The sequence below is a fragment of the Rheinheimera pleomorphica genome (genome assembly GCF_011634895.1).
In the GTDB taxonomy this organism is placed as follows: Bacteria; Pseudomonadota; Gammaproteobacteria; order Enterobacterales; family Alteromonadaceae; genus Alishewanella; species Alishewanella pleomorphica.
Genome location: NZ_SIRR01000001.1, coordinates 162605 through 176562, shown reverse-complemented (window position 1 = coordinate 176562; position 13958 = coordinate 162605). Strand labels below are relative to the sequence as shown.

Here is a 13958-nt window from a genome sequence, read left to right as displayed (position 1 = left end):
ATAAAAACGTGTTGGATTTAAATATGAACCTGATGTTGCTGCTTGTTGGCTCAGTATTTTTGCTACTGGGTGTTTACATGCTGTGTGACTACCTCTGGTATGTGCACAACGCTGTAAAAACACAAGGCAGGATAAGCCGCGTCGACGAATATCAGAGCAAAGACAGTGATAGGAGAGTAAGAACCCTATACCGGCCTTACTTTGAATTTAGCGTTCATAACATGCGTTACGAGGTGAAGTCCAACACCTCTTATTACCGCAAAACAATGAAAGAAGATGATCAGGTGGACATCTTGTTTATACCGGGAAATGAGAATAGCGCCAGGCTGGCACGGGCGAATAACCCTGTGATGGCGTGTATGTTTATTGTGCTGGGGCTACCCGCATTGTATTTGGGAGTAGCGTCATGAGTGTTAAATGTATACCCGCAATAGTTGTGGTGATGTTGTTGTGTCTGGCAACAGGCTATTTTTATCTGCAAGAGTCCTCTTTTACAGAAGGCTTAACCGTTACGCCTGCCACTGTAGTGGGCTTTGGCAGCAAGGCCGGTTTAACTACCTCCGTTAATGGTCAGGCGTCATCAACTGATTTACAGCCGGTAGCCGAGTTTCAGTATGCAGGTACCACGTATAGTGTTGAAGGCCGGGCACTTGGCTATCCGCGCTGGCAGTTGGGTGAGGTGGTGGATGTGTATTTTGCTGAGCAAAACCCGCATCACGCCAGAATACAACGCTGGGATGAATTGTACTTTTACACCCTGCTTAGTGGCGCTTTTCTTATCTTGACGCTGCTTTGCCCACTACTAAATATTTTTTTAAGAAAACTAATAAAGGCACAGATTTAAACGGCTTTGGCTGACTAGCTACGTTGCTGCTGTGTCTCAGTGAACAATCAGAAAAGGTAATTATTTTATGGCGCTAATTCCTCGTATTCTAACCCCCCCCACGCTCATACTGTTGTCACTTAGTACCAGTTTTATTACGGTAGCGGCAGAGCATATCGTGCCGCCGATGGTCAATATCCCGGCCGGCGAGTTTGTCATGGGTACTACCGGCGGAGAAAAACAGGCGCAGCCAGCACATAAGGTCAGTCTGAACGCCTTTCAGCTGGGTAAATACGCGGTAACCGTAGCTGAGTTTCGTCACTTCGCGCAAGAAACGGGCTATAGCCCTGAGCATACATGCAACGACTTTATTGATGCTGAAGGCCTGCGCGGCCCGGAGCACAAAGGCAGTGGGCGCTGGGATAAGCACCGCTATAGCTACAGTGATTACCAGCCGGTAACCTGTATCTCGTGGCAAGATGCCAATAACTATGCGGCCTGGTTGTCTGAACAAACCGGCCTGCAATACCGCTTGCCCACCGAGCAGGAGTGGGAGTATGCCACTAAAGCCAATACCAGCAGCCGCTATTTCTGGGGTGATGATCCATTGCAAACGCAAGCCTGTCAGTATGGCAACTTTGCAGATCTTAGTGGCGAGCATGCCAATAACCAGCTGTATGGTTACAGTAACAAAGGCTTTATCGAGCATCTGAATTGCGATGATGGCGAAGCCTACAATGCCATAGTCGGTTTATACCGGCCTAATCCGTTTGGGTTGTATGACATGGTGGGCAATGTTAGCCAGTATCTTAATAGTTGTTTTAGCCCGCAAGGCTATGTGTCTGGCGTAGCCGCCGACACCGCAAGGTGTGGTTTTATCGCCACCCGCGGCGGCAATTGGCATTATCCGGCTCAGCCGCACAGCAACCGTGGCCGCTTTAAACGTGAAGGTTGGAATGTCGCGGCTGGTATCGGCTTTCGTTTGGCAATGGACGGGCATTCTGATGTTGTTGCGCCCTCAAGCGAGGTGTTTGAGCGGCAACTGCATCGGGCGCAGCATGCACACCTGGCAAGCCGGGAACCTTTGCTTGCTGTGGTGGAAAACCTGAGTTTGACCGAGCGTGCGGATGGCAAGTTAATACTTAGCTGGCAGCCAGCAGCGGATAAACGGATAACAGGCTATGATATTTACCGCTCAACAATAAAGCTGGCGCATTTAGTTGGCGGCTTTTACCAGAAGCATTATGAAAAAGCTTATACCGTTGGTGCAGAAAGCACACAGTTGCACGTCACCTTACCTAAAGGCGGTGGCAGCTTTTTGGTAGTTTCCCGCTCGGAAACTGGTTCTTCTTTACCATCAGATAAAGCGCTCTGGTTACCTGAGCAGCCGCCAGTGGCCATTCCCGGTCGCATCGACATGCAGCAACTGGCTCAACTAAACAATGCGCCTTTATATTATTTTGCTGCCAGTGAAGATAAACCCGAGCGCTACCTGGTATTTAAAACCAATAAAGCCACAGAGCAGCAACTGGTGACGCTGCGTTTTGATATTGAAGTAGCAAAAGCTGGCTGGTACCAGCTGAATTATAAAGGCAGCAGCTTTCAAAACGGTGCGTTTTTTCAGCTCTGGCAGGGCAGAAAGCTGGCCGGTACTGTCAACTTTGAACGCGGTATTGATGACTCAGTATCAAACCGGCATAAGGTGTATTTAGAAGCTGGAAAGCAGCCATTGGAACTGACGATATTGCGGGAAGATTTTGATCGTTGGGGTTTAAGCTGGATGGAGCTAACACAGCCAGAAAGTTAACCTTGAGCGGTAAACCTGTGATACCGGCGTGGCTTCACAATATCGCGACGCGCGCTTTGCTAGTCTGCTGTTGTTATTTAACAGGAGTAGAAAGATGAAGTGGTTAAGCTATGTATTGGGTGGCGTGTTATTGGTAAGCCAGGCTGCATTGGCTGATAATAAACGGGTGTTAATGCTGATCTCCAGCTACGGCACTGAGGCGAATCCTGAATTGAGTTACGATTTGGAAGAGCTGGCGCAGTCTTATCTGGTGCTGCATGACAATGGTGTAAAACTGGATATTGCCAGCCCTAAAGGCGGTGCTGTGCTGGTAAAAAACAATAAAGACGCGTTGGGGTATATTCAGCGCTTTAAATCGCTAGCTACTGCGCAGTTAGCGAATACACTGGCCACAGCTGATACTGACATTAAGCAGTATGACGGTGTGTTTATTGTTGGCGGCTCCGGCGCTATGTTGGATTTGCCAAGCCATCAGGCTACACAGCGACTACTAACTAGTGCAGTCAATAAAGACAAAGTTATTACAGCTGTTTGCCACGGCCCGGCTGCGATAGCCGATATTAAACTGGCCGATGGCAGTTATTTTGTTGCCGGTAAACAGGTAAATGGCTTCACTAATAGCGAAGAGCATGCCTTTAGTGCTGAGCATTTAGCCCTGTTTCCATTTTTATTGCAGGATCGCTTAACTGAAAATGGTGCACAGTTTGTGCACAATGCGCCAATGCTACCGTATGTTGCAGTCGACGGTAACTTGATCACTGCACAGAACCCGGGGTCTGTAGCCAAAGCAGCCGAAGCGATGGTATTGGCACTGGGCTTGCCGGTAAGGGCGCGTCAACCTTTCTCTGACGAGCAAACCATGAGCTTGATTTCTCAGGCCAGGCAAAACGGCCCTGTAGTGATTGATCTGGCCCTGCAACAACCAGAACACAATATCGATATTAACTATCTGGCGCTGTATGGTTTTTATGCCTACCGCCTGGCCGATGCTGCCGATAAAGCCCGCGAATTGGCGATTATGCATACCATCAGCAAGCACTTTTCGCATCCGGAATTTGATGCGCAGTTAGTGTTGCAATCGTTGGAGCAGGGGCTGACAGCGCAGGCCAAGGCGGTATATCAGCAGTTTGTGCAGCGTTACCCGGAGCATAAATATGTCGCCGAGCTTAAAACGCAGTTAGCGCTGTAATCAGGTTTTTAGCGCGCCAGCAAAGCGCTGGCGTGCTGATACCACAATGTCACGCATCCACTCTGTGCCCTTGCCGTTCAAGCTGCTATAATCGCGCGCATTATTATTTACTTCCGGGTTTTGCCCTACACCGTAGCCGGATGCCTGCGGTAACAGACTATTGGATATTATGAGCACAGATAACTTTTTAGCCGAAGTAAACAGCCGGCGCACCTTTGCGATCATCTCGCACCCCGATGCCGGTAAAACCACCATTACTGAAAAAGTATTGTTATTCGGACAATTGATCCAAAAAGCCGGTACCGTGAAAGGCAAAAAGTCCGGCCAGTATGCTACCTCCGACTGGATGGAAATGGAAAAAGAGCGCGGTATTTCGGTGACTACCTCTGTGATGCAGTTTCCATACAATGCTTGTCTGGTTAACCTGCTCGATACCCCGGGCCACGAAGACTTCTCGGAAGATACCTACCGCACCTTAACGGCAGTTGACTCTTGTCTGATGGTGATTGACGGCGCCAAGGGTGTTGAAGAGCGCACCATTAAGCTGATGGAAGTCACCCGGCTGCGCGATACGCCGATTATCACCTTTATGAACAAAATGGACCGCGATATCCGCGACCCAATCGATTTGCTGGATGAAGTTGAAAGCGTACTGAAAATTGCCTGTGCGCCCATTACCTGGCCAATAGCCTCAGGCAAGGAATTTAAAGGCGTGTATCACATTTTGCGTGATGAGGTGATTCTGTATAAATCCGGTATGGGTCATACCATTCAGGACGTGGATATTATCAAAGGTTTGAATAACCCTGAGCTGGACAAGCGTATTGGTTATTACGCCCAGCAGCTGCGCGATGAAATGGAACTGGTGCAGGGCGCCAGCCATGAGTTTGACCGCGAGCTATTTTTAAAAGGTGAGCTGACACCGGTATTTTTTGGTACTGCGCTGGGTAACTTTGGTGTAGACCATATGCTGGATGGGTTAACGCAGTGGGCACCGGCGCCGCAGTCGCGTGCAACCGACAGCCGTACTGTTGAGCCTGTTGAGACCGGCTTTAGCGGCTTTGTGTTTAAAATTCAGGCCAATATGGACCCGAAACACCGCGACCGGGTGGCGTTTTTACGCATCGTATCGGGTAAATACGAAAAGGGCATGAAGGTGCGTCATGTGCGCATTGGTAAAGATGTGTTGATCCCACAGGCGTTAACCTTTGTCGCCGGTGATCGCGAGCATTTAGAAGAAGCCTACCCGGGCGATATTATTGGCCTGCATAACCATGGCACCATCAAAATAGGGGATACCTTTACCACCGGTGAAAATATGCAATTTACCGGTATTCCTAACTTTGCGCCTGAGCTGTTCCGCCGTATCCGCCTGCGCGACCCGCTAAAGCAAAAGCAGTTGCTAAAAGGCCTGGTACAGTTGTCTGAAGAAGGCGCGGTGCAGGTGTTCCGGCCGCTGGATAATAACGACTTAATCGTCGGCGCTGTCGGCGTGCTGCAGTTTGATGTGGTAGTAAGCCGGTTAAAGTCAGAATATAACGTCGATGCGCTGTATGAAGCGGTTAACGTGTCGACTGCACGTTGGGTATACAGTGATGATGGCAAAGCGCTGGACGAGTTTAAAAACAAAGCCAGCCAGAATTTAGCGCTGGACGGTGGCGATGCCTTAACTTATATCGCACCGACTATGGTGAACCTGAACCTGGCCATAGAGCGTTACCCGAAGATCAAATTCCACAAAACCCGTGAACACTAACAGGTAAGCCAGATGAATATTAAGCAATTATTAACTGAAAAAACACAAAGCGCCTTTGTTGCGCTGGGCTTACCTGCCGATACCAATGCCGCGGTTACCGTAAGTACCCGACCGGAATTTGGCGATTATCAGATTAACGGCGCTATGGCAGCGGCTAAGCTGATGAAAACCAACCCGCGTCAGCTGGCCGAGCAGTTAGTGCAGCAGCTAAATTTAGCCGGCATTGCCAGTAAAACGGAGATCGCAGGCCCCGGCTTTATTAACGTCACGCTGGATAAAAGCTGGCTGGCGACACAATTGCAGCAAGCGACTACTGATAGCCGTTTAGGCGTCAGTGCCAACAACACTCCGCAAACCGTAGTGGTGGACTATTCGGCACCGAATTTGGCCAAAGAAATGCACGTTGGCCATTTGCGCTCGACCATTATTGGTGACGCTGTGGTGCGTACGCTGGAATTCTGGGGCGACAAGGTTATCCGGCAGAACCATATGGGTGACTGGGGCACCCAGTTTGGTATGCTGATTGCGCATCTGGAAGACAAGCTGGCAGCGGGTATTGATTTGGAAAGCGTTGCGCTGGCTGACCTTGAAGATTTCTACCGTGAAGCGAAAAAGCGCTTTGACGATGAAGCTGGTTTTGCTGATAAATCACGCGACTATGTGGTAAAGCTGCAAAGCGGTGATACTCATTGCCAAAAGCTGTGGCAGCTGTTTATTGACACCTCGGTAAAACACAGCGAAGAAGTATATGAAAAACTGAACGTCACGCTAAGCCATGCCGATATTAAGCCGGAAAGTGCTTATAACAGCATGCTGCAAGGCATAGTGGATGATTTAAAAGCGAAATCGATGGCGGTGGAAGATCAGGGCGCACTGGTGGTGTTCCTGCAAGAGCTGGCCGATAAAGAAGGCAAGCCATCGCCCTTTATCGTACAAAAAACCGGTGGTGGCTTTTTATATTCCACTACCGATTTAGCGGCCTGCCAGTACCGCAGCCATACGCTAAATGCGGACCGGGTAATAATTTTTACCGATGCGCGCCAGGCGCTGCACTTTAAGCAGGTTGAGCTGGTAGCGCGTAAGGCTGGCTACCTGCGCGATGCCACCATTTATGACCACTGCCCGTTTGGTACCATGATGGGCGAAGACGGCAAGCCGTTTAAAACCCGTACCGGTGGCACGGTAAAACTGGCCGAACTACTGGAAGAAGCCGTAGTGCGCGCCAAAGCCGTAGTACAGGAAAAGGCCAGTGATTTAACCGCTGACGAAATTGCTGAAGTGGCACGTAAAGTAGGCATTGGTGCGGTGAAATTCGCTGATTTGTCAAAAAACCGTACCAGTGACTACATTTTTAGCTGGGATGCGATGCTAAGCTTTGAAGGTGCTACCGCGCCTTATCTGCAATACGCTTACACCCGGGTACGCAGTATTTTACGCCGTGCGGACATTAGTGATAGCTTTAGCGCCAGTCTGGTTATCGAGCAGGAGCAGGAAAAGCAGTTAGCGGTGAAATTGCTGCGCTTTGAAGAAGCACTGCAACAGGTTATGAAAGATGCGCAGCCGAACCTGCTGTGTAATTACCTGTATGAGCTGGCCAGTTTATATATGGCGTTTTACGAAGCTTGCCCAATACTTAAAGACGGCGTTGAACCAGCACAGCGTGACAGCCGTTTAATGCTGAGTATTTTCACTGCTAAGCTGTTACAGCAAGGCCTGGACTTACTCGGTATTGAGGTTATGGAGCGCATGTAAAGATGAAAATCGACGATATTCGCCGCAGTTACACTAAAGATAAGCTGGATTTTGACAAGCTCAATGCCGATCCGATAGCGCAGTTTGAGCTGTGGCTAAAAGATGCGATAGCGGCCGAGCTGCCGGATCCAACCGCAATGTGTGTGGCGACAGTCGACGAGCAGGGCCAGCCGTCACAGCGGCTGGTGTTGTTAAAAGATGTCAGCCCTGAAGGCTTTACTTTTTACACCAACCTGGGCAGCCGTAAGGCGACCGAGCTTAGTAGCAACCCAAAGGTGTGCCTGCATTTTCCCTGGCACCCGCTGGAGCGGCAGGTGATTGTTTACGGCACTGCTGAGCGGGTAAGTAATATTCAGGTGGCAAAATACTTTTTATCGCGGCCAAAAGAAAGCCAACTGGCCGCCTGGGCGTCAGAGCAAAGCCGGCCGGTGTCTACCCGTCAGGCGCTGCTGCAAAAGTTTGCTGAGATAAAACACAAGTTTGAACACGGCGAAGTGCCGCTGCCATCCTTCTGGGGCGGTTTTTTAGTACGGCCGCATAAAATTGAATTCTGGCAGGGCGGCGAGCACCGGCTGCACGACCGCTTTATGTACAGCCAGTCAGCCGATGGCCGCTGGGATATCGACAGGTTATGTCCCTAACCAAAGATGGGCTTAAGCTGTTTGATACCCACTGTCACCTCGATTTACCCGAGCTTGCCGCTACGCAGGCGCTACACTGGCAACAGGCGCAGCAGGCCGGGGTTGCCGCTTTAGTTATTCCTGCTGTACAAGAGTCTGCCTGGCAAAACCTGTTAGATTTACACAAACAACAACCACACTGGCATATCGCGCTGGGCATACATCCGTGGTGGGCGGCGAAGGCTAAGCCAGAATCGGTGACAGAGCTTGAGGCGTTGCTGATACAGCATTTATCACACATTGTAGCCGTGGGTGAAATTGGCCTCGATTTCGCGTTAGACACCAGCAGCTTTGATGTGCAGCAAACGTTGTTTAGCCGTCAGCTTGAACTCGCCGGCAAATATCATAAGCCGGTAATTTTGCATCATCGTAAAAGTCAGCCACAGCTTTTAGCAGAGCTTAAACGCCAGCAGTTTACTGAAGGCGGTATTTTACATGCCTTTTCCGGCAGCCAGCAGCAGGCGATGGCCTTTATTGAGTTGGGTTTTAAGCTCGGCATCGGCGGTACCATTACCTATGACCGTGCAGAGAAGACACGACGTACCGTGAGTAAGTTGCCGCTAAGCAGCTTTGTGCTGGAAACCGATGCGCCGGCAATGCCGCTGGCTGGTTTTCAAGGGGAGGTGAATACTCCGGCGCAGCTGGCGTTGGTGTTTGACGCCTTTTGTCAGCTAAGGCCAGAGCCGCCTGAGCAAATAGCCACCAGCTTATGGCAAAACAGCGTGGATATCTTACGGCTTGAGGCGACGCAGGCGCAGTGACTGCCGCGAAAAACGCGAAAAGCCGCGGCGCAGCAAAAAACCAATAATACCGGCTAATACCAGCATAAGCAGCAACTGTTGCATTAAACGCTGCCATGACATGGCAATAGGCGTCAAGGATGCATCCAGACGTAAGCTTAACTTAATATAACCAAGCAACTGCTGATCTTTGCTGATGGGTTGTACCATCGCCTGTAGCGGCTCCACTTGCGTCGGACTATATAACAGCCTGGCGGCTGCGCTGCCTTCAGACCAGCTCATGCGTACGCCGTTAGCGTCGTACACCACCACGTCATGCAAATAGGGGCTGGCAGCAATATGCTGCGTCAGTTGCTCCAGGCCGTCGAGTTGATCATTTTCGATTAAATAGGCCGCGGTATGTGACAAGGTTGCCAGGGTTTCGCGCATCAGCTGGCTGCTTTGTTGTTGCAGCAAATGCCGACCTTGTTGCTGTAGCAGCACCCAACTATGTAATAACAGCCAGATCCCCAATACCGCAACCGCAATCTGTAGCAGCTTAATAGTGCTTGAAGTGCTGTTGGGTAATGGGATATCGTTCTGCATATTTTCCATAAAGCGCCAGCTTAGCTAGTCGTTAATGCGCGTAGCATGCCATGGTCGTGTCAGCAAGTATAGGGACTCAAGTGTCGTTTTTTTATCAGCTTCCCACAACAGCACAAGCCGCTGTTGCGCCAGCAACGTTGTCTGTACAGCAAAACTATGCACTGAAATGGCAACACAACCAATTGTTATTGCAAAGCGCTGAGCCATTAGCATTGCGCCAGGCTGAGGCTTTTGCGTTACCCGAAAATGGCTATAGTGCTGTGCTGCGCGTGTTTGCACAGCAGCTTAACTGGCAGGCTATCGCTATGCTACTGCAGCAACTGGCTAGCGAAACCGCCATGGCTTGCCGGTTGTATCAACCTCATCCTGCATTAGCTGGAGCGCTTGAGCTGCAGCTTTCTGCCGGGCTGACACTGCAGCAACAGCAGCAATTAGCCAGCCTTGCTACAACGCTGGATATTGAAGTGGTGTATTTAACCGAAACGCCAACGCTGCAACAAGCGGGTGTGCTGGTGATGGATATGGACTCCACTGCGATCCAAATAGAATGTATAGACGAAATTGCTAAGCTGGCTGGCACCGGTGAGCAGGTGGCGGCGGTAACCGCCCGGGCGATGAATGGCGAGCTGGATTTTGCCCAGAGCCTGGTGGCGCGAGTGGCGACGTTAGCCGGCGCACCACAAACGATACTGCGCCAGGTATTGGATACGGTGCCGTTGATGCCGGGCTTAACCGAGTTGGTAACGCATTTACAGCAGCATCAGTGGCAGGTGGCGATAGCCTCAGGCGGCTTTACCTATTTTACTGATGCGTTAAAGCAGCAGCTGGGCCTAACAGCCACTTTTGCCAATGTGCTGGAGATTGTTGATGGCAAGCTCACCGGTAAAGTGTTGGGCGATATTGTTGATGCCACGACCAAAGCACAGGTGGTGACAAAGCTGGCCGCGCAGTTCGGCATAGCCAGCAGCCAAACGGTAGCAATAGGGGATGGTGCTAATGATATTCCGATGTTGAATGCCGCCAGCTTAGGCGTGGCTTTTCATGCCAAACCCAAAGTTCAGGCGCAGGCCAAAGCGGCTATCCGGCAAGGTTCTTTATTACAGCTGCTGTATTTGCTGGATTAAGCATGAAACATCAGCAAAGCTCGTTTTATCTGGATTTAGACCAGTACCAGTTGCATCTGCGCCGCTTACTGCCACTACAGCAAGGCATAGCGCCGGTACTGATGCTGCATGGCGCCATTGAAAACGGCCGCATTTTTTACAGTCATTCCGGCAAAGGCTTAGGCTGCTATCTGGCAGACAGTGGCTTTATGGTGTACTGCGCCGATTTTGCCGGCCGTGGCTTGTCCAGACCACATGTTTCACAGGGATTTGTGCAAAGTCAGCAGCAAATGATCACCCGTGATATCCCGGCGCTGATTGAACATATTTATCAGTTGCATCAACAGCCGGTTATTTTGATTGCTCACTCCTGGGGCGGTGTTGTGGCGGGGGCGAGTCTGGCCCGTTACCCAGAATTAACCGCTAAGGTGGCGGCAAAAGTGTGCTTTGGTACGAAACGGGTGATCAGTGTCAACAGCCTGGAGCGTAAACTGAAAATTGATTTTGTCTGGAATACGCTAGCGCCCTGGCTTAGCCGTAAACAGGGCTATTTTCCGGCGCGTAAGTGGCGTTTGGGCGCCGATGATGAACCGGAACAGTTTTTACGCGATACCGTGCACTGGATTAACGGTGCGGCCTTTGTTGATCCCAGTGATCAATTTGATTATGCCAATGCCTGTCAACAATTGCGCTGGCCGCCGGTGTGGCATTTCGCGGCACAAAATGATCGCCTGCTGGGACACCCGGACGATGTGCGCCGCTTTATTGCCGAGACCGCACCGCAGGCGCGTTTTAGTTTATTGGGTAAAGCCAGCGGCTACCAACACGACTATGACCATATCTCTATGCTGACGCACCCGGCGGCTATAGATGATCATTTTCCACAGCTACGGGACTGGTTGTTGCAACTGCGCAATTAACGTTTGGCGCTGTAAATCTTGCTGTGCACTTTGCTCAAGTGTAGCGCCGTAGCGCCAGGCCACTTCGGCGGAGATATCTATGGCGTCAATAACACCGGCGACACTCCATAGTTCTTCTTCCAATTGTTTGGCTTTGTGTATCGCATAAGTACTGATGTAGTTGAGCTCTGCGGCAATAAAATCAATATCCGGCCTGCCGGTGCGTGATAGCAAAAAGCGATAACAAAATAAGGTGCCATTTTGCAGTGCACTAAGCACATACTGCTGTTTTAGTTGTTCACTGGCAAATTCGTAGTCATAGCGACAGGACAGGCGCGAGCCGGGCGCAGCCTTGTTGTGCACTGTGATATATAACTCAAACGCTTTTGGGCTATCAAAACGTTTCATCTGTTTTAACTGCTGGGCAAAATGCAGGCTGGCGGCATTGTTTTGCAGGATCGGCGCCAAATCCAGTTTTTCAGCTTTATTGCTATCTACACTCAGTAGTTGGTGCAAGCTGCTTGGTTGCTGACCCTGGGCCACCGTATTAATTTCGTAACGGATACCCTTGCGATGTATATACAGCACAAAATGATTCTGGGCATTAAGGTACAGATTACGCAGGGCAACAGACAGCCCGGGATATTTCGGGCTTTCTTCCGCCGGGGTCAGCTTGGCACGGTTATTCTGGATCAATTGCTGAAAAAATAACCGGCCGGTATGAGGCTCGGTGCCTTCTGCGGCGCGTAAATTCATAATAGTACGGCTTTTGCTAACGGCCATCACTTCATACGGCAGTGACGTTAACTGATATTTATTGCTGATTTTCTGCATGTCCGGCAGGTTAAGCAACACTACATCGCCTTTTTTAAACCGCACCGGTAAGGTGGTTTCCAGTTGTAAGCCTTTCGACGAAAAGTCCCGGCTGTGGCCACTTAACTCAGTTTGCTGTTCACTGTCGCTAATAGTGACGGTCGTTTTGTATAAATAGCGAGACTCAGAGCGCAGATTCACATATTGCACGGCGACCGCTTCGCACTGTGGTTGGTTGGGAACTTTTTGATGGCCAAAGTTGGCCAATAGTTTGAGTTGCTGCTGATCAACCGGATAGCTCTGGTACCAAAAAGCACTTTCTGTTGCTGTAATATCGCTCAGACTGGCAATATAGCGAATGTCCTGAATAAACTGCTTTACCAGATTCGATAACCCCGCTGTCGCTTTGCTGCCGTCTGATGCCGGTAAGCTTGATGGCATTTCGGCCAAAGCGGCAGAGGTGCGGTGTAAATTCAGCTGAAACACCCGCCAGCTCGGTTTGCTGGCGCCAAAGCCAAGAAATAACTGCCGTGCCCGATCGGACTGCGCCAGCTCTTCCCGGGTGGCTGAGTAAAAAAACAATCTGCCTTTAACCGCATGGGTAAAACTGTACACAATAGTGGATTTGTCGCTACTGGGTAGCTGTAATAACGTTTTCAGGCGGCGTACATTAAATATACTGGCAAATACTGCCTGATGTTGTTCATCGAGAAAATATTGCCAAACGGCTTTGTTGCAATCGGTAGTCAAAGCACACACCGGTACGGGTTTGCCTTCTTTTACCGCAATAAACACCGGCAAGGTACTGCTGCGCGGCAGGTAAAACTGCTCGTAGCCTTTGCTTAGCAGGCTTTGGCAAACATTGTCCAGATTCACTTTGTAGCGTCGTTTATTACCGGTAATAAATTTTTGCAAGAACTCAGAAAACTGCGCGTCATCGGCATTTTGCTGCCGTTGCAAGCGCAAGTAGGTCACATTGCCCTGACGCTCTGAGTCGACAACGTTATAGGCGACGCCGTCGGCCAAACCAAGCATAAATTCTTGTTCTAACCCGGTAAAATGCAGTTTTAACGGCGTTCCTGCGGTCAGTTCAAGATGTTTGGGCAGCTTTATTTTGCAGCCCGATACCGATAAATCACTGGTGCTGGCTTTGATGCGTTTGTTGCTTAGCTCCAGCTCAACATCGATGCTAAAGTGCATCCGCTCGTCGCGGCGGCTGGTGTAGCTGCCAAATGGCACCAGGTTAGCATACTGTGCAGGCTGGCTGGCGCTATCATCGTCTGCTGCAGCGTCATCTGCTGCGGCGGATTGTTGTAACGCATTGCGCACCCGTTGTTCGGTTTGTTTACGGTGCATAACACGAAAGTTATTTTCGGTATTTAACACCTCTTCGTACAAACCCAGCGTAAAGCTGCCGTATTGCTTTAACCCGGCCTCAAATACTTTGATGGCATTGTCATCCAGATAATGGGTTTTGCCCATATACTCATAGGGTTTTACATCGCCATCGACATGGCCGCGCAGGTCAATATAGAAGTTGCATGGCTGTGCCATGCGTTTTAGCTCCATTTTTAGCAGGAATTGTTTCGACTTTGGCAGATCGGAGGTCAATAAACTAAACACCTGATCAAAGTCTGCGCTGTTGAGCAGGCTTTTCATCCGGTCAATAATACCAATATGTTCCTGTAAATCTGTTGCTGTCATAATTCAGTCAGGTTCAATGCCAAAATACCGGCACCCTAGGGTTATAATCTGTAGTACGCTACGTTGTTATATTTTGAAAAGCAATATCCATGCCTTTCATTTAGCTT

At 50.0% G+C, this 13958-nt stretch carries 13 protein-coding genes; 10 read left to right on the top strand and 3 right to left on the bottom strand.

All coding sequences use genetic code 11. The annotated features are described in order from the left end of the window. Positions 1-8 precede the first annotated feature (8 nt). The 4 genes from EYB30_RS00865 (at position 9) to EYB30_RS00850 (ending at position 3819) form a co-directional block, all read left to right on the top strand. A complete protein-coding gene (locus tag EYB30_RS00865) occupies positions 9-410 on the top strand; it encodes a DUF3592 domain-containing protein (RefSeq protein WP_166836020.1) in 402 nt (133 codons plus the stop codon). Continuing rightward, positions 407-844 (top strand): DUF3592 domain-containing protein, encoded by a 438-nt coding sequence (locus EYB30_RS00860; protein WP_166836018.1) that lies wholly within the window; start codon positions 407-409, stop codon positions 842-844. Before EYB30_RS00865 ends, EYB30_RS00860 begins: the two co-directional genes overlap by 4 nt. Positions 845-911: 67 nt before the next feature. Continuing rightward, the gene (locus EYB30_RS00855; RefSeq protein WP_166836016.1) at positions 912-2630 is read left to right on the top strand and encodes an SUMF1/EgtB/PvdO family nonheme iron enzyme; all 1719 of its coding nucleotides are present in this window, start codon (positions 912-914) and stop codon (positions 2628-2630) included. 94 nt (positions 2631-2724) lie between these two features. After that, positions 2725-3819: a type 1 glutamine amidotransferase domain-containing protein gene (locus EYB30_RS00850; protein WP_166836014.1), complete on the top strand. Its 1095-nt coding sequence runs from the start codon at positions 2725-2727 to the stop codon at positions 3817-3819. Here EYB30_RS00850 and EYB30_RS00845 read toward each other — a convergent pair whose 3' ends face one another. Then, on the bottom strand, positions 3820-3996 hold the full coding sequence (locus EYB30_RS00845; RefSeq protein WP_166836012.1) for a hypothetical protein: 177 nt from the start codon (positions 3994-3996) through the stop codon (positions 3820-3822). On the opposite strand from EYB30_RS00845, the gene prfC reads away from it, so the two are divergent. Genes prfC through EYB30_RS00825 form a run of 4 tightly spaced genes read left to right on the top strand, consistent with a single transcriptional unit; the run spans position 3989 to position 8768 of the window. Continuing rightward, positions 3989-5575, top strand: coding sequence for a peptide chain release factor 3 (prfC, locus tag EYB30_RS00840; protein WP_166836010.1), 1587 nt, complete (start codon positions 3989-3991; stop codon positions 5573-5575). The genes EYB30_RS00845 and prfC overlap by 8 nt on opposite strands. Positions 5576-5587: 12 nt before the next feature. Next, a complete protein-coding gene (gene argS / locus EYB30_RS00835; RefSeq protein WP_166836008.1) occupies positions 5588-7327 on the top strand; it encodes an arginine--tRNA ligase in 1740 nt (579 codons plus the stop codon). Between the two features lie 2 nt (positions 7328-7329). After that, positions 7330-7968, top strand: coding sequence for a pyridoxamine 5'-phosphate oxidase (pdxH, locus tag EYB30_RS00830; RefSeq protein WP_166836006.1), 639 nt, complete (start codon positions 7330-7332; stop codon positions 7966-7968). Next, the gene (locus EYB30_RS00825) at positions 7959-8768 is read left to right on the top strand and encodes a TatD family hydrolase (protein WP_166836003.1); all 810 of its coding nucleotides are present in this window, start codon (positions 7959-7961) and stop codon (positions 8766-8768) included. The genes pdxH and EYB30_RS00825 overlap by 10 nt, the downstream gene beginning before the upstream one ends. Here EYB30_RS00825 and EYB30_RS00820 read toward each other — a convergent pair. Beyond that, positions 8739-9341, bottom strand: coding sequence for an AhpA/YtjB family protein (locus EYB30_RS00820; protein ID WP_166836001.1), 603 nt, complete (start codon positions 9339-9341; stop codon positions 8739-8741). The genes EYB30_RS00825 and EYB30_RS00820 overlap by 30 nt on opposite strands. A gap of 71 nt (positions 9342-9412) precedes the next feature. Between EYB30_RS00820 and serB the strand changes: the two genes are divergently transcribed. Both serB and EYB30_RS00810 read left to right on the top strand, forming a co-directional pair. Continuing rightward, positions 9413-10456, top strand: a complete 1044-nt coding sequence (gene serB, locus EYB30_RS00815; RefSeq protein ID WP_241697922.1) for a phosphoserine phosphatase SerB — start codon at positions 9413-9415, stop codon at positions 10454-10456. 2 nt (positions 10457-10458) lie between these two features. Continuing rightward, positions 10459-11355, top strand: coding sequence for an alpha/beta fold hydrolase (locus EYB30_RS00810; RefSeq protein ID WP_166835998.1), 897 nt, complete (start codon positions 10459-10461; stop codon positions 11353-11355). On the opposite strand, the gene EYB30_RS00805 is transcribed toward EYB30_RS00810, so the two are convergent. Continuing rightward, positions 11323-13851 (bottom strand): PilZ domain-containing protein, encoded by a 2529-nt coding sequence (locus EYB30_RS00805; protein ID WP_166835996.1) that lies wholly within the window; start codon positions 13849-13851, stop codon positions 11323-11325. The genes EYB30_RS00810 and EYB30_RS00805 overlap by 33 nt on opposite strands. Positions 13852-13958: the final 107 nt, after the last annotated feature.